The organism is Kurthia sp. Dielmo, assembly GCF_000307285.2.
In the GTDB taxonomy this organism is placed as follows: Bacteria; Bacillota; Bacilli; order Bacillales_A; family Planococcaceae; genus Kurthia; species Kurthia populi.
The window spans coordinates 75518-92505 of record NZ_HE578962.1 but is presented as its reverse complement, the minus strand read 5'-3'; the positions used below and the strand labels follow the sequence as shown (position 1 = coordinate 92505).

General features: G+C 40.2%; 18 protein-coding genes. All 18 read right to left on the bottom strand.

Annotation, left to right across the window (positions count from 1 at the left end; translation table 11 throughout):
* Positions 1-171 precede the first annotated feature (171 nt).
* The 18 genes from trxB to KTHG_RS17065 all read right to left on the bottom strand — a co-directional run bounded on the left by trxB (position 172) and on the right by KTHG_RS17065 (position 16967).
* On the bottom strand, positions 172-1122 hold the full coding sequence (trxB, locus tag KTHG_RS17150; RefSeq protein ID WP_126991261.1) for a thioredoxin-disulfide reductase: 951 nt from the start codon (positions 1120-1122) through the stop codon (positions 172-174).
* Positions 1123-1196: 74 nt separating this feature from the next.
* Complete coding sequence (locus tag KTHG_RS17145; protein ID WP_139995507.1) at positions 1197-2726, bottom strand: tetratricopeptide repeat protein; 1530 nt, start codon at positions 2724-2726, stop codon at positions 1197-1199.
* Positions 2727-2866: 140 nt separating this feature from the next.
* Complete coding sequence (hisIE, locus tag KTHG_RS17140) at positions 2867-3484, bottom strand: bifunctional phosphoribosyl-AMP cyclohydrolase/phosphoribosyl-ATP diphosphatase HisIE (protein ID WP_139995505.1); 618 nt, start codon at positions 3482-3484, stop codon at positions 2867-2869.
* Positions 3481-4239 carry an imidazole glycerol phosphate synthase subunit HisF gene (hisF, locus tag KTHG_RS17135; protein WP_139995503.1) on the bottom strand — a complete coding sequence of 253 codons (759 nt, stop codon included), beginning with the start codon at positions 4237-4239 and terminating at the stop codon, positions 3481-3483. The genes hisIE and hisF overlap by 4 nt, the downstream gene beginning before the upstream one ends.
* Positions 4239-4976: a 1-(5-phosphoribosyl)-5-[(5-phosphoribosylamino)methylideneamino]imidazole-4-carboxamide isomerase gene (gene hisA / locus KTHG_RS17130; RefSeq protein WP_139995501.1), complete on the bottom strand. Its 738-nt coding sequence runs from the start codon at positions 4974-4976 to the stop codon at positions 4239-4241. The genes hisF and hisA overlap by 1 nt, the downstream gene beginning before the upstream one ends.
* Positions 4977-4978: 2 nt before the next feature.
* Positions 4979-5623, bottom strand: coding sequence for an imidazole glycerol phosphate synthase subunit HisH (hisH, locus tag KTHG_RS17125; protein ID WP_139995499.1), 645 nt, complete (start codon positions 5621-5623; stop codon positions 4979-4981).
* Positions 5624-5634: 11 nt separating this feature from the next.
* A complete protein-coding gene (hisB, locus tag KTHG_RS17120) occupies positions 5635-6225 on the bottom strand; it encodes an imidazoleglycerol-phosphate dehydratase HisB (RefSeq protein ID WP_139995497.1) in 591 nt (196 codons plus the stop codon).
* Positions 6226-6227: 2 nt separating this feature from the next.
* Positions 6228-7505 carry a histidinol dehydrogenase gene (hisD, locus tag KTHG_RS17115; RefSeq protein ID WP_139995495.1) on the bottom strand — a complete coding sequence of 426 codons (1278 nt, stop codon included), beginning with the start codon at positions 7503-7505 and terminating at the stop codon, positions 6228-6230.
* A 4-nt stretch (positions 7506-7509) separates the two neighbouring features.
* Positions 7510-8145 carry an ATP phosphoribosyltransferase gene (gene hisG / locus KTHG_RS17110; protein ID WP_126991253.1) on the bottom strand — a complete coding sequence of 212 codons (636 nt, stop codon included), beginning with the start codon at positions 8143-8145 and terminating at the stop codon, positions 7510-7512.
* Positions 8142-9308, bottom strand: coding sequence for an ATP phosphoribosyltransferase regulatory subunit (locus tag KTHG_RS17105; RefSeq protein WP_139995493.1), 1167 nt, complete (start codon positions 9306-9308; stop codon positions 8142-8144). The genes hisG and KTHG_RS17105 overlap by 4 nt, the downstream gene beginning before the upstream one ends.
* A gap of 146 nt (positions 9309-9454) precedes the next feature.
* Complete coding sequence (locus tag KTHG_RS17100; protein WP_126991251.1) at positions 9455-9961, bottom strand: acyltransferase; 507 nt, start codon at positions 9959-9961, stop codon at positions 9455-9457.
* On the bottom strand, positions 9954-10604 hold the full coding sequence (gene ppaX, locus KTHG_RS17095) for a pyrophosphatase PpaX (RefSeq protein WP_139995491.1): 651 nt from the start codon (positions 10602-10604) through the stop codon (positions 9954-9956). Before ppaX ends, KTHG_RS17100 begins: the two co-directional genes overlap by 8 nt.
* 76 nt (positions 10605-10680) lie before the next feature.
* Complete coding sequence (lgt, locus tag KTHG_RS17090) at positions 10681-11484, bottom strand: prolipoprotein diacylglyceryl transferase (RefSeq protein WP_139995489.1); 804 nt, start codon at positions 11482-11484, stop codon at positions 10681-10683.
* A gap of 20 nt (positions 11485-11504) precedes the next feature.
* Positions 11505-12434: an HPr(Ser) kinase/phosphatase gene (hprK, locus tag KTHG_RS17085; RefSeq protein WP_126991248.1), complete on the bottom strand. Its 930-nt coding sequence runs from the start codon at positions 12432-12434 to the stop codon at positions 11505-11507.
* Between the two features lie 104 nt (positions 12435-12538).
* On the bottom strand, positions 12539-12859 hold the full coding sequence (cccB, locus tag KTHG_RS17080; RefSeq protein ID WP_126991247.1) for a cytochrome c551: 321 nt from the start codon (positions 12857-12859) through the stop codon (positions 12539-12541).
* A 60-nt stretch (positions 12860-12919) separates the two neighbouring features.
* The gene (locus KTHG_RS17075; RefSeq protein WP_139995487.1) at positions 12920-14146 is read right to left on the bottom strand and encodes an EAL and HDOD domain-containing protein; all 1227 of its coding nucleotides are present in this window, start codon (positions 14144-14146) and stop codon (positions 12920-12922) included.
* Between the two features lie 91 nt (positions 14147-14237).
* Positions 14238-14882 (bottom strand): VTT domain-containing protein, encoded by a 645-nt coding sequence (locus tag KTHG_RS17070; RefSeq protein ID WP_139995485.1) that lies wholly within the window; start codon positions 14880-14882, stop codon positions 14238-14240.
* Between the two features lie 102 nt (positions 14883-14984).
* A complete protein-coding gene (locus tag KTHG_RS17065) occupies positions 14985-16967 on the bottom strand; it encodes a S9 family peptidase (RefSeq protein WP_139995483.1) in 1983 nt (660 codons plus the stop codon).
* Positions 16968-16988: the final 21 nt, after the last annotated feature.

Genomic DNA, 16988 nt, shown 5'->3' with positions numbered 1-16988 from the left:
AGGCCCTGAATACAAAAAAAGACCCCTTCTCGCGTGCGGTCGAGAAGGGGCTTACCAATATTCTAAAACTCAAAGGGGTTATTACATGTACTACTATAACTCATATGTGTAACAGAGCTGTTACGCACATATTTGAATTTTATTTCAACTATTTCAATTCGATTGCAAAGCCTACTTTTGTACGGCTAATTCTTCGATTAATTCTTCGATATATGCTTGTGCAGCTTGTGCAGCGATACTACCATCACCTGTTGCCGTAACGATTTGACGAAGTGTTTTTTCGCGTACGTCACCAGCAGCGTAAATACCTGCTACAGATGTTTCCATTTTTTCGTTAGTTGGAATGTAACCAGCTTCGTTTGTGATGCCTAGTTCTGCGAATGGTTTTGTTAATGGATTCATGCCAATGTAGATGAATACGCCATTTGCATCAACAGTTGATTCCGTACCATCCACTGTATTTGTTAATGTTACGCTACCTACTTTACCATCTTGTTCATTGATTTCTTTTACTGTGTTATTCCAAATAAAATCAATTTTTTCGTTTGCAAACGCACGATCTTGGATGATTTTTTGTGCGCGTAATTTATCACGACGGTGAACGATTGTTACTTTGTCAGCAAAGCGAGTTAAGTAAATTCCTTCTTCTACTGCAGAGTCACCGCCACCTACAACGATTAAGTTTTTGTTACGGAAGAATGCGCCATCACATACAGCACAGTAACTTACGCCGCGGCCACCAAGTTCTGATTCGCCTGGCACGCCCATTTTTTTGTACTCAGCACCTGTTGAGATAATAATTGTGCGTGTTTTGTATTCTTTTTGACCAGCAACGATTGTTTTATATTCTTTGCCGTCTGTGATTGAAGAAACGTCACCGTATGCATATTCTGCACCGAATTTTTTCGCGTGCTCGAACATTTTTGTTGAAAGGTCTGGACCTAAGATTGTTTCAAATCCTGGGTAGTTTTCAACTTCCTCTGTATTCGCCATTTGACCGCCTGGAATCCCACGCTCGATCATTAATGTTGAAAGATTTGCACGAGATGTATAAACAGCAGCTGTCATACCTGCAGGACCTGCACCGATAATGACAACATCATAAATTTTTTCTTCTGACATTTCAAATTCCTCCTAAATAGTTCCTCTATACCCTAGATAGTATAGTATCTTTTCTTTTTTCACAACAAATCTGCCTAGTCAAAAATCGGCAGGAATTGCATAAGTTCATCTACATATTTGGTAAGTGTTTTCGTTGTAGTACCATACCATTCGGCAATTTCTTTTTTCGTAACTTTTTCACGTACAGCATAAAACATGTATTCTGTCGCCGCAGCTAATGCTAGCGGATTTTTGAACGCATATTCTTCGTGCAATCCTTTTTCAAAAAGCACAAGCCATAGCTGTAGTAAAAATGTTGTATCCATTGTTAGCGGCTCATGTTGCGCATATAATTTTTCAAGTACTTCTACAGCACGATAAAAGTTTGCTAGTGCCACATCCTCTGAAAAATCGTGGTTCATAGCGTACGCTAATAAAAGCTTTTCAATGGTCGAATAATTATCGATATTAATCAGTGTTGGATGCGCTAGTAGCTCTTGCTTAAATGGTGATTTACCGAGTAAGAATAAGCCAAGTAAACGCTCCTGTAAAATTTCATGCTCTAAGCGCCCAACCAAATAATCGCGGTCGCTTAAAATATTGTCACTGTCCGGCACTTCCACGACATTTGCCCATGGTTCTAAGCCTTCTTTTGACGGGTCAATTAGCATCAATTCATCCCATACTTTATGAGATTCCTCTTCGCATCCTGAAAAATAGGCTGCATGAGATAACCAGAAGTAATAACCCGTATCCCCAACATAGCCAAGCTTTTTCAAGCTACGAAGCCACTTGTACGCTTGCTCATATTGGCCAATCAACGCCAGTGTCGCACCTAATTTGTAGCGATGCTCGACAAAATAAGGTTGTAGCTTTAACAAGGTTTCTGTTAAGAGATGTAATTCATCGGCATCATTTTGTTCATAATAAGACATCACCGTTAAGTTGCAAAGTGCATGAATATTGCCGTAATTGCCAATGAGCACCTCATGTAGCAGTGCGCGTGCCTGCTCATGCTCGCCCTTATAAAAATACGCAAGCGCTAAATTATTATAGGCTGACCAAAAATCTGTATATTCCGCAATTAAGTTTTCCAAGATTTCAATTGCTGGTTCAAAGTCGCCCTTCTCCATTAAATGGCGTGCGCGCTCTTGCTCATAATTCTTCTCAGCAGAACCCTGACGATCCTCAAGTGGTTCTTCTTTTAAAAGCTCCGTCACAATCTCAATAATCTCTTCTGCCTCTTCGCGGTATTCACCAGCCGGTTCAATTTCTAAATAATGCGTTGCAAAATTAATTGCATCTTCTGCAAGCCCCATATTCGCCGAAACCTCTGCTAAAAAAAGCACCGTCTCCGGGTCATTTGGCTCCACATTATTCGCATGTCGTAACAGTTCAAGTGCCTCTAAAAACGATTCTTCTTCCATTTTTAAATAAGCCATCTGAACAAGAATTTTTGCATCATCAGGACTTAACTCTAATGCGCGTTTTAAATATTTTTTTGCTTGGTCAAAATGGTTCTGTTCCAGTGCTTTCATCGCCTTATGATAATAAAAATCACCTGTTGGGATGAACGAAACAACATTATTCGCACTAGTTTCCATCGTTGTATGATTTTTCTCCAAGAAATTTTCCTCCGAAAAGCATGAAGGAACGTCGTCGCGTCCCTGTATTTTAATTCTTTTAATTATAGCATACCTACGATTATAGCAATGTTTGCACCAGAAAAAAAGAAGCTTAGCTTATGCCAAACTTCTTCATTTCATTATTCATGTGAATCATGACGTTTTTCTAGGACACCTAAGACATCATATAAATCAACATTTTGCTCTTTAAGTAAAACAAGCAAGTGATAAATCAAATCCGCTACTTCCCATTTTAATTCTTCTGCATCACGATTTTTAGCGGCAATAACCGATTCTGTCGCTTCTTCGCCGACCTTCTTACAAATTTTATCGACACCTTCATTGAAAAGATACGTCGTGTATGCCCCCTCTGGCATTTCAGCTGCGCGTGTATCAATGACACGTTTTAGTGTTTCTAAAATGTCGAGTGAGCCCGTCTCAGCCGGCTTCTCTTGAATGACATTATAAAAGCATGACTCCGCGCCCGTATGACAAGCAGGTCCTGCTGGTAAAACTTCAACAACAAGTGCATCCTCATCACAATCCGAGCGCATTGCAACGACCTTTTGCGTATTGCCACTCGTTGCACCCTTATGCCATAATTCCTGGCGTGAACGTGAGTAAAACCACGTTTCCCCCGTTTCAAGCGTCTTGTTATACGATTCTTCATTCATATAAGCAACAGTTAATACTTCCTTTGTTTGCGCGTGTTGCACAACAGCTGTAATTAACCCTTTATCATCAAATTTTAAGCTCATCGTACAGCGACCCCTTTACTACGCAAATAATTTTTCACTTCAGCAACCGATGTTTCCTTGTAGTGGAAAATCGATGCTGCAAGTGCCGCATCCGCATCTGCTTCCGTTAAAGTTTCATAAAAGTGCTCCGCATTCCCTGCACCGCCACTTGCGATAACTGGCACATTCACTGCTGCGCGAATTTCTTTTAGTAATGCATTATCAAAGCCCGTCTTTTCACCGTCTTTATCCATACTTGTCACAAGTAATTCCCCTGCACCTAATGCGACGGCTTCCTTCGCCCACGCAACGGCCTCTTTCGGGAATTTATTACGACCTCCATGGGTATAAATCATCCATGTGCCGTCTTCCTCACTCCATTTCGCATCGATAGCAACGACGATACATTGTGCGCCGAAATAATCCGAGCCTTCTTTAATTAATTGCGGATTTTGTAGTGCCGCCGAATTTACCGATACTTTATCAGCACCCGCACGCAGCATACGCGTCATATCTGCTAACGTACGAATCCCACCACCAACAGTGAATGGAATCGATAACGCAGACGCCGTTTCGCGAACAACATCAACCATTGTTTCGCGTCCTTCATGCGTTGCGGAAATATCTAAAAACACGAGCTCATCCGCGCCTTGCTCATTATAAAATTTTGCAAGCTCCACAGGGTCTCCTGCATCACGTAATGATACGAATTGAACGCCTTTTACAACGCGTCCTTCCTTCACATCAAGGCATGGAATAATCCGTTTTGTTAGCATTATTTCGCCCCCTCAAGGGCCTCTTCTAGCGTAAATCGGCCTGTGTATAAAGCTTTCCCGATAATCACGCCGCCGATTGTTGAGTCGGTTGCCGCTTCTTTCACCGCTTTAATATCCGCTAATGAGCTCATCCCACCACTGACAATTACTTCTGCGCCTGTTGCAGCTGAAAGCTCTTTGTTTGCGGCAATATTCGGTCCTTGTAATGTGCCATCTGTCGCAATATCTGTGAAAATGAAATGCTTCGCGCCACGTTCCACGAAATATTTCGCTACATCCGTCGCTTTTTGGTCCGATGTTTCAATCCAACCATGTGTTGCGACCATACCGTCTTTCGCATCTAGGCCAATGACAATACGATCTGCGCCAAATTCTTCGATAAATGTTGCCACAAGCTCTGGCTCACGAATCGCCAATGAACCAATGATCACGCGGTCTACATCATTTTCTAAATAAAAGCGTACATCCTCAATTGAGCGAATACCACCACCGATTTGTACCTTTACAGGAAGCTCCTTTGCAACGCGAATCACGTCATTTGCATGCACGCGCTCGCCGTCCTTCGCTCCATCTAAATCAACCATATGTACATATGTCGCACCTGCATCACTGAACTGCTTTGCCATATCAAACGGAGAATCCGCATAGACTGTTTCCTGCGCATAATCCCCTTTATATAAACGTACGCATTTACCGCCACGCATATCGATTGCTGGATAAATTTGAATTGTTGTCATCGTTAAGCCTCTCCCTTTTCAATGCCTTCTAGCCAAGCCGTTAATAATGCCACACCGCAGCTACCTGATTTTTCTGGGTGGAACTGCATCCCTGTAATCGATCCTTTTTGAACGATACCCGGTACAATTTCACCACCGTAGTCTGCATAGGCGACTAAATCTGCGTCCTCTAAATCCGTCGCATAAAATGAATGCACGAAATACACATACTCATTATCTAATGCTTCTTTTGACAGCCATATTGGGTAGCGTTTAAATTGTAAGTTATTCCATCCCATATGCGGTACACGATATGCTTCACCTGCAGCATCTTTCCCGCTAAATTCGGCAATGCGTCCTTTGAACAAGCCAAGACCTTTGTTGTCGCCTTTCTCTACGCTTGTCTCAAATAATAATTGCATTCCTAAGCAAATGCCTAATAGCGGTTTTTTAGTCGCGACGACTTCATCAAATAAAGAAACTAGATTCGTTTCCTCTAGACGCGTCATGGCATCCGGAAATGCGCCAACTCCTGGTAAAATTAACGCATCTGCTGCTAATAGCTCTGCCTTATCCGCAGAAATAATTACATCTGCACCAAGACGTTTTACCGCTTGCTCCACACTAAATAAATTGCCCATGCCATAATCGATAATCCCAATCTTCATCAAGTTTCCCCCTAGCCTAGCAAGCCTTTTGTTGATGGTACACCTTTTACGCGTGGATCGATTTGAACAGCATCATCTAGTGCACGTGCTGTCGCCTTAAACATCGCCTCGATAATATGGTGTGTATTGTGACCATACGGAACAATAATGTGTAAATTAATACGTGCTTCAAGCGCAAATTTCCAGAAGAATTCATGCACAAGCTCTGTATCAAATGTGCCGACCTTAGCTTGTGGTAGCTCTGCGCGGAATTCTAAATGTGGACGGTCCGAGCAATCAACGAATACTTGTGCAAGCGCATCGTCCATCGGAACGAATGCATGACCATAGCGACGAATACCCTTTTTATCGCCAAGCGCTTGACGTACAACCTGACCTAACACAATACCTAAATCCTCCGTAGTATGGTGGTCATCGATTTCTGTATCGCCCTTCGCTTTAATGACACCATCGTATAAACCATGCTTCACGAATAAATCAAGCATATGGTCCATGAAAGGTACACCCGTATCAACCGTAGCTTTCCCTTCACCATCTAGGTTTAATTCGATTTCAATTTGTGTTTCATTCGTTTGACGTGCAATTTTTGCTGAACGTGTCATCATTAGTCCTCCTTATTCCAGCCGCGAGATTCTACTGCGCGGGCATGTGCTTCTAAGCCTTCAAGTCTTGCAAGTCGCGCAATTTTCGGCGCATTCTCTTGCCATGTTTGTTCTGAATAATATACAACGCTCGTACGTTTAATAAAGTCATCTACATTTAAGCCTGATGCAAAACGTGCTGTTGAGTTCGTTGGTAAAACGTGGTTGGTCCCCGCAAAATAATCCCCTACTGGCTCTGAGCTATAGCGTCCTAAGAAAATTGCACCCGCGTTTTTCACTTGTTCCATAATAGCCTCTGGATTTTTCGTGACAATTTCTAAGTGCTCTGGCGCTAATGTATTAATCGCGTCCACTACTTGTGTCATCGTTTCACCAACATAAATCGCACCATAATTTTCAATCGCTTTACGTGCAATCGCTTCACGAGGTAATGTTTGTAGTTGTTTTTCCACTTCATCAGATACTGCTTTCGCAAGCGTATCACTTGTTGTTACAAGTACCGCACAAGCCATTGGGTCATGCTCTGCTTGTGATAATAAATCAGCTGCCACTTCATCAGCATGTGCTGTTTCATCCGCAATAACCGCAATCTCGCTTGGACCAGCAATCATATCAATCGCTACTTCACCGAATACTTCACGTTTTGCGAGTGCCACGAAAATATTCCCTGGACCTGTAATTTTATCGACACCGTCAATTGTTTCCGTCCCATATGCAAGTGCCGCAATCGCTTGTGCACCGCCCATTTTATAAATTTCTGTTACGCCTAAAATAGAGGCTGCTGCAAGTACCGCTGCTGGTAGTTTGCCGTCCTTATCACAGGGCGTTGCAATAACAATGCGTTCAACGCCTGCTACTTGTGCGGGCACCACATTCATTAATACAGAAGATGGGTACGCTGCAGAGCCACCTGGCACATATAAACCAACCGATGCAATCGCCGTAATGCGCTGTGCAAGCCATGATCCATCTGCTAGCGGTAATTTATAGCCATCGCGTTTTTGTTGCTCGTGATAATAACGAATATTCGCTGCCGCTTCTGTTAAATCGGCAATGATTTGAGGATCCATTGAAGCAACGGCTTCGTCGATTTCCTGTGCAGTTACACGTAACGCATCAAGTGCTACACCGTCCCATTTTTCACTATATGCCTTTACCGCTGCATCGCCCTTCGCTTTGACATCGGCTAATACTTCACGCACCGTACGAAGCTGTTCTTCATTGCCACCTTCTAACTGACGTTTTAATGAAATGTCTGCTGTTAATTGTTGAATTTTCATTGTTTTAGCCTTCTCTCACACATTTTTTCAGACGTTTTACAAGGTCTTGGATTCGGTCATTTTTCATGCGGTAGCTCGCTTGGTTTGCAATTAAACGCGATGATACATCGACCACAAATTCATACTCTACTAAGCCATTTTCTTTTAATGTTTGACCCGTTGATACAATATCGACAATACGATCTGCTAGACCAATCATTGGCGCCAATTCAATTGAGCCATTTAAACCAATAATTTCGACCTGCTCGCCCTTTTCACGGTAATAATCTGAAGCGATATTTGGATATTTCGTTGCGATACGTGGTGCAATGTCGTTTAGCTCTGTATTTGGTAAACCAGCTGAAGCCACATGACATTTTGAAATATTTAAATCTAATAACTCATGTACATTGCGACGTTCCTCTAACAGAACATCTTTTCCAGCAATGCCAATATCCGCTACGCCATGCTCTACATACGTTGGTACGTCCATTGGCTTCGCTAAAATAAAACGAATATTTTCTTCTGGAATTTCAATCATCAGTTTACGTGACATTTCGACGTTCGCTGGTAAGTTGAACCCCGCTTCGATTAACATGTCATATGCTTCTTCAAAAATACGACCCTTTGGCATCGCGATTGTTAATGCTGTATTACTCATAGTGAAGTTCCTCCTTGACCAATGCGTACGACGTCGCCAAACTGTTCTTCAAATGTAGCTAAGTCATCTAAGCCTTCAATTGCTTGTAATGTTGTGCGTTTTCCTTGTGCACGGAGTGTTTCTGCTGTTTCTAATGCTTCTTTTAATTGTGTAGAGACGAATAATACAAGTACATCGTCTTTTTCGATTTCCTGCTTCGGCATTACTTCAACTAAATAATCGATACGCATTCCAAACCCAATCGCACCGACATCTTTACCAAAGTCACTTAATAAGCCATCATAGCGCCCACCATTTCCTAGTGAGAAACCTGACCCTGCTGCATACACTTCAAATAGCATCCCCGTGTAATAATTCATATGACTTGCTAATGTAAAATCGAATGCGATATATTTTGCAACATCTGCGATTTCTAAAATCGATGCTAGCTGTTCCATATAAAGTAGAGCTTGTTTTTCTGATAAGTATTTTGAAATTTGGCGAATACTTTTTAGCTCTGTCGCTTCTTCTAAGAAAGCAAGTAACGTTTCCTCTTCACTACGTGGCAGACGATAGCGCGCAACTGCTTCTTCAAATCCTACAAGGTTTTTCTGCACAAGTAATTGATGTAATTCTTCAAATTGCTCATCTGTTTCAACATTTTTACGAAGAATGGCATCTAAAATACCGGCGTTTCCAATCGTAATTTTGAAATCTTCAATGCTTAATTGTTTTAAGAAATCAATCGCTGTTAAAATCACTTCCGCATCTGCATACACAGAAGAATCTCCGATAATTTCAATACCCATTTGACTAAATTCTGCTGGGCGTCCTCCTTCATGCTCCTGTGCACGGAAAACATTCTCAAAATACGCCAGACGCAACGGAATTTTTTCCTTCAATAATTTTGATGAGGCAACACGTGCAATCGGCGTTGTCATGTCCGGACGAAGTACAAGCGTATTCCCTTGTGTATCGACTAATTTGAATAATGAAGATTCGACAATAGCCGACGCTTTACCGACTGTGTCGTAGTATTCAAGTGTAGGTGTTTTTAAAAATTCATAGCCACGTAACTGTAGAAATTCGCGCCCCTTACTGCGAACGGCTTCTTGCTTTTCAAATATTTTTGGGAATGTATCGCGCATTCCTAGCGGTTTTTCAAATTTACGAATTGATGACATGTTGACACTTCCTTATTCAAAATACTTTAATACACTAGAGTATTAGAGAACTAATATGTTGAAGATATTTTAACGCAATCATGTTAATTCGTCAACCTTATTTCAGATTTGATTGAATAAACAGACTATTTGAATCAAAAACGAGGTTATCTCCTCCTCGCTTCACGTTCTTCTTTCGTATAAATAATACGCATCGGATTGCCACCAGCCATTGCACCTGCAGGAACATCTTTATTCACTAATGTCATCGCAGAAACCACTGCCCCGTCGCCAATTGTCACACCTGGTAAAATTGTTGAGTTGGCTCCGATCATCACATTATTTCCAATGATAACATCACCAAGTCGGTACTCATCCACTAAATATTCATGCGCTAAAATCGTTGTGTTAAAGCCAATAATGGCGTCATCTCCAACTGAAATACGCTCTGGGAACATCGTATCAGGTGTCACCTTCAGCGCGAAGGCTGTTCGTTTCCCTACCTTCATCCGAAGAAACGTCCGATACATCCAGTTCTTCCATGATAAAAATGGTGTAATGCGTGCAATTTCAATAACGATAAAACATTTAACAATTTTCCAAAAAGAAACCGTTTTGTATACCTGCCATAGCGACGTCGACCCTTCTACTGGATAGCGTGTCGTTTTACGCATGGCTTTTAATTCCTACGATGTCGTATAAATCCGTCATATCATGTAGGATATAATCCGGATTAAATTGCTCTAAATACGCTATACCTTTATATGACCATGCCACACCGGCTGCTTTAACGCCTGCATTATGCCCACCTAAAATATCATGTGAATTGTCGCCAATCATTAAAGTTTTTGATTTTTCAACACCAAGAAGCGCAACTGCTTTTTCAACTGGCTCTGGATGTGGCTTTGTATGCGTTACTTCATCCTGTGAAATAATAACTTCAAATAATTCCGTAATGCCCATTAAATCTAAGCCTTTTCGTAGTGTATCACCACGTTTCGTTGACACAACAGCTAAACGTACACCTGCTTCTCGCAACGCTACTAGCACTTCTTTTACATGTGGAAACTCTGTTACTAGCTCATCGTGATGCTCCTGATTCCATAAACGATACTCAGCTACTAATGACTCCGCATTAATTGCATCTACCTCTGTAAAAGATTCCATGAGTGTTGGCCCGATAAATTTCAAATAATCTTCACGTTGATAACGTCCTGGAAATTTTGGATCAATAACATGCGCGAACGTTTCAATAATTAAATCATTCGTGTTTAACAATGTTCCATCAAAATCAAATAATAATGCTTCAAAATTCATAAAGCGGCACCTCTCTTTTCTTTTCTTTATTATAACGAAAAAAAGAGCATCGCGTTATCCGCAATACTCTTATCATTTAATCTTTATAACGTACCTGTTTCATTTTTACACGACGATAAATAAAAACAACCACCGCGATTACTAGGGCAATTAATGAAACAAGCTGTGCTGTACGGAAGCCCATAATTAATAGACTATCTGTGCGAAGGCCTTCAATAAAGAAGCGACCAAATGAATACCAAATGACATACGTTAAGAAAATTTCGCCACGGCGGAGATTCACTTTGCGTAATAATAGTAAGACAATCAGCCCTAAAATATTCCACAGTGATTCGTATAAGAATGTTGGGTGATAATAAATACCGCCAATATTCATTTGATTAATAATCCAATCTGGAATCATTAAGTTTTCTAAGAATTCTTGTGTCACAGGGCCACCATGCGCTTCTTGGTTCATAAAGTTACCCCAGCGACCAAGAATTTGACCAATTAAAATCGATGGCGCTAAAATATCTGCCACTTGCCAGAAGCTAACCCCACGCTTTTTACAAAATACATAAACTGTAATACCGCCACCGATTAATGCACCGTGAATCGCAATCCCACCATTCCAAATTTGAATGATATCCCCAGGATTTTGACTGTAATAAGACCATTCAAAAATGACATAGTAAATGCGCGCGCAAATGATGGCGATTGGCACTGTCCAAATTAATAAGTCGGTTAAAAATTCATCTCCAAAACCGCGTTTTTTCATTTCGTTTTGTGCAACAAAATATCCGAGTAAAATTCCGCAAGCAATAATAATACCATACCAGCGGACATCAATTGCTCCTATTGAAAAAGCTACCGGATCAATTGCCATTAAAGCTAAATCCATGTTGTTCTCCTTTCACAACGTTACATATCTGATTTTTCTTGAATAACACTTTCAAGACGTTGTGTAAATTCTTCAGCCGAGTTAATTCCTAGATTTTTCAAACGATAGTTCATCGCTGCTACTTCAATAATAACGGCTAAGTTTCGTCCTGGACGCACCGGAATCGTTAACTTTGTCAGTTCTGTATCAAGGACTTTCATCGTTTGTGTTTCTAGGCCTAGTCGGTCATATGTTTTTTCAGCATCCCATAGTTCTAAATCAATGACAAGCGAAATGCGCTTATTACGACGTACGGCACTAGCACCAAACATTGTCATAATATTAATTAAACCAATTCCACGAATCTCTAACATATGGTCAATTAACTTTGGTGCATTGCCGACCAACATATTTTCCGATTCTTGACGAATTTCTACGCAATCGTCCGCCACCAAGCGATGGCCTTTTTTTACAAGCTCTAGCGCCGTTTCACTTTTACCTACGCCGCTTTTACCTGTTAATAAAACACCAATACCATAAATATCAACTAGCACCCCATGTACTGCTGTCATCGGTGCAAGACGACTTTCCAAATAGTTTGTTAACATACTTGAAAATCGTGTCGTTTTTAACTTTGTCATTAATACAGGAACATGATTTGCCTCTGAAGCTTCAATCAACTCTTTTGGCACTTCCATGTTATGTGAAATAATAATTGCCGGTGTATTTGCGGCACATAATTGATTCATACGGTCACGCTTCGCTTCAACCGATAATGTATTAAAAAATGATAACTCTGATTTTCCTAACAACTGTACGCGTTCGGCCGGGTAATGATGAAAGTATCCTGCCATCTCTAACCCTGGACGTGAAATATCACTTGTTAAAATGTGACGACCAATACCTTCTTCTCCGCTTTCTAGCGTCAAATCAAACATTTCCATTACATCTTTTGTACTCACTTGATCCACTTCATACACACTCCTCTCATACCTTCCTATTTTAGCAACCTAGCACATAAAAAGAAACTGTTCCAAACGCGTAACTTTGCGTTAAGAGCAGTTTCGTAGAACAATTATTTTTTTTCAGCCAACCATTTCGCTAAAGTATCTGCTTCCTCATCTTTTACAAGACCTGCTGGCATGCCGCCTTTTGTACCTTCTTTAATAATTTTCGCAATTTCCTCTTCTGATTTTTCAGCACCAATTTTAGTAAGTGCAGGTGCTGAGCCACCTTCTAAGTTTTTACCGTGACAACCCATACATTTTTGCTCTGCTAATTGCGCTGCATCCGGTTCTGCTGAAGTACCATTTTCTTTTCCTGATTCATCACTACTTCCACATGCTGCTAACAATAGTGATGCTCCCATCATGACGCCAAAAAATGCTTTTTTCAATGTGACTCCCCCTCCAATTATTAATCCTTGCAGTCGCTTTCAGTATAGCATGAAATCTACCTAGTGAACTTGCTTTGCCCACTTATTCGCCTCATAATGCATGCGTAAAATAGCACTTGCCGGTACTTCTATTTGCTGCGCAAATTGACGAATACGCTCGATTTCCATATTTTCTAACGAAATAACAAGTTGTAAATAAGGCTGTAATGGCGTAGCTTCTCCATTAAGCGTTGCAACAACACCTTCTGACAATGGCAACTGCTCTAAAATTTGATGCAACGGTCGCCCTAAAATAACATCTATCAACGAAAACATACCGACTAAAAAATATTCCGAATGCAATTTCCCACCATTATAGCGTGCTAGTGATTCACACATTTTTGCACGAATTAATGAGGTCCGCATCACTTCCTCCATACGCCCCGAAACTTTTGTGTCCCGCATTTCTCGATACGTTAAAATATGCAACCACTGCTGTAAATCACGTAGTCCAAGTGAAATAATCGCCTCTTTAATCGAACGTACTTTATTCAAACGTCGTTTAGGGGAACTATTAATCAATTTTAATAATTTATAAGATAAAGACATATCACGCTCGATTGTTTCTGCTAAGTCATTAATGTTTGGATCTGTTTCACGTAAAAGAGCGATCACACGGTAATACTGTAAAATGTTCGCAGGAATTTCCTGCGTCACAATAATCTGTGGACGTTTAAAAAAATAGCCTTGGAATAACTTATAACCATGTCTACGCGCCCATGTATATTCTTCAACAGTCTCTACTTTTTCAGCTAATAATGTAATATGCGGATAATAGCTGCGCACTAAATATTCTATTTTTAGGCGTTCCTCCTCAGATGCAAGTAAGAAATCCACCTTAATAATATCAACATACTTAAAAATTTCAGATTCTAGTAAATCATCGTTTAATAAAAAATCATCTAATGCGATACGATATCCTAAACCCTTTAATTCCTGCACACGCTCGATAATATCCACTGTAATGACGATATCTTCTAGTAGTTCAACAACGACAAGTTGGGCTGAAAGTTGCTCAAATATGGGGCTCATCAAAAGATTCTCTGTGAAGTTAATAAAGCATGGCCGTCCTTGCGACAATTCGTCTACACCAAATGAAACAAACGTTTTCGCAATGACATCATAAGTAGCTACATCTGCATCTGGCATCTCAAAATAATTTTTTTCATTATGGCGATACAGTAGTTCATACGCATACACTTGCTCTAACTCATCAAAAATCGGTTGCCTCCCAATATACGCTTCCAAAAGCAGCCTCCCCCTCTAACGTTGTTTCCCATTATTTTACACAAAAAAATAGCTGTAGGAAACGTATTCCCTACAGCCTTAAAAAATATGCTTATTTCTTTGAAAATTTTGCCCTAATCGCAGCAATCAAAGCTGGTAAAACCGAGATAAAAATAATCGCTAAAACAACAATTGAGAAATTATCCTTCACAATCGGAATATTACCGAAGAAGTAACCCGCTAATACGCAAACTGCTGTCCATAATGCGCCACCGATAATATTATACATAAGGAAGTAGCGATAATTCATACGACTAGCGCCTGCTACAAATGGAATGAAGGTACGGATAAAAGGCATAAAGCGCGCAATTAAAACTGTTTTACCACCATGTTTATTGAAAAATAGTTGTGCTTTTTCAACGTTTTCTTGGCTAATAAAACGCCCTAAAAAACTTCCTGGCTTGATTGTTGTTCCAACACGTTTCCCAATTTCAAAATTCAAGCTGTCGCCTAACACTGCTGCAACGAAAAATGTTAGCAACACGAGTGGTAATTTTAATCCACCTATAGCTGCTAAAGCACCGCTTGCAAATAATAATGAATCACCAGGCAAGAATGGGAAAATAACGACGCCGGTTTCAATAAAGACGATTAAAAACATCAATCCATATGTCCAGAAACCAAAGTCTTTAATCAATTCAACTAAATGTTCATCAATATGCATAATAAAGTCGAATAAAAATTTAATAATATCCAAATTTGTCACTCACAATCTTTCAAAATACGTAATGTATCATACGCCTATTGCTACTTACAAGCAACGTTTTATTGCTTTTAAAGTTGCGTATTTACATAATCTTTACAAATATTTTTCAAACCATACGACAAGTTGTTTCAGACGTTCTTGTCGTAAATTTGGGAGTCCGGTACGTGATAAATCATGATTTGCTCGTGGGAAGCGAACAAACTTCGTCGTTTTCCCCATTGATTTAAGCGTCATGTAAAATTGCTCTGCTTGCTCAATTGGACAGCGATAATCTTGCTCGCTATGTAAAATCAGTAAGGGCGTTTCAACTTTTTCCGCATATTTCAGCGGCGAATGCGCCCATAATTTATTTACATCCGTCATATCGCTGCCAATTTGCCATTCTGTAAAATAATAGCCAATATCTGATACACCGTAAAAGCTTGTCCAATTGGAAATAGAGCGCTGTGTTGCCGCTACCTTGAACCGATTTGTATGACCAACAATCCAATTCGTCATAAATCCTCCGTAGCTACCACCTGTTACAGCTAAGCGATGTTCATCAATCCACGAATTTTCTTCTAAAACGATGTCTACAGCTTGCATTAAATCACGATAATCGCCACCACCATAATCATTGCGACAGCCATTGACGAATGCTTGACTATAGCCATGACTACCTCTTGGATTAACATACACAACACCATAGCCTTTTGCCGCGAACAACTGCATTTCATGAATAAAGGTATTGCCATACATCATATGTGGTCCACCATGAATATTTAAAAGTAGCGGATACTGCTTGCCCTCTTCATATGCTGCTGGTTTCATTAGCCAGCCAAATACAAGCTCACCTGCATCATTTGTAAAATTAAATGCTTCAGGCTCTACAATCGTTACCTCTTTTTCAAAAGCTATATTAAAACGTGTTAACTGTTCACGTTCACCTGTTGAAATATTAAGTGCGTATAATTCACCAATATGCGTCGAATCACTAATTGTCGCAATCGCATGGATTGCATCGTGATTAACATCATAGCCATAGACATGCTCATTTTCAGGCGTTGCTGGATAAATTGCTCCGTCAAGCGTCGCGTAATAAAGACGTGTATCACCCATCGAAGACATTTGGAAATAAAGTGCATTATCATCACACCAAACAACACCTGGGGCTACAGCACCTTGTTGTACGTCCGCTGTTTGATAATCTCCTACTGGTAAGTCCATTGCTGCCGTTAAGCTGTAATAATACTGTTCTTTCACATCATAAATATATACTTCTGCATGTGCTGCATTTTTAAACGGCTCTAAAGGCGAGCCAACAAACGCTACATACCGATCATCTAAAGAAAAATACGCCTCTCCGAAATACCCTTGCATATCCGTAATCAATGTTTCTTCCTTTGTCTCGATATCTACAATATAAAGTGGTGAGCTAAAATCATGATCCCGTTGTTCTTCATCCGCGCGATTCACAGCATATACTAGCTTCGTTCCATCATTTGATAAAGCCGCAAAATGGTAGTCAAATGTGTCATTTGTAAAACGTGTAATGCGCTGTGTAAGTACATCAATTGAGCCAATTTGGCTATGACGATTTTTAGCGAGTAATCCCATCCCATTTAATTTGTAGCGCATGCCACTAACTTCATATACGTCTGGGCGCTTAGGATTGATTTTCGTTGCCATATCTGTAAATTCTTTATCTTCTTCTACATTGGCACTAAACCAAATAGATTCTGAATTCGGTGACCATTCATAGTTTGTTAGACCGTACATAAAGTTCGTTAAGCATTGTGCTTCGCCACCTCGAGTTGGCAAAATATATAGTTGATTCTTTTTAGAACGCGTCGCTAAAAAACTTACATAGCGTGCATCTGGTGACCACTTAATATTTAAAATACGTTCCTTAAGATGTGTCCATTGCGTAATTTCTTTCGTTTCTAAATTAATATGATACAAGTAGCCATAATACGTATTGTCGCGATCATTCATCTCTGTACGGACAAAAATTGCTTCTTTTCCATTTGGTGATAATACTGGACTTGTAACTGAATGTAATTGATATAAATCCTTTGATTCTATTAAACGTGTCATCTCAAATTCCCCCTCGAAATT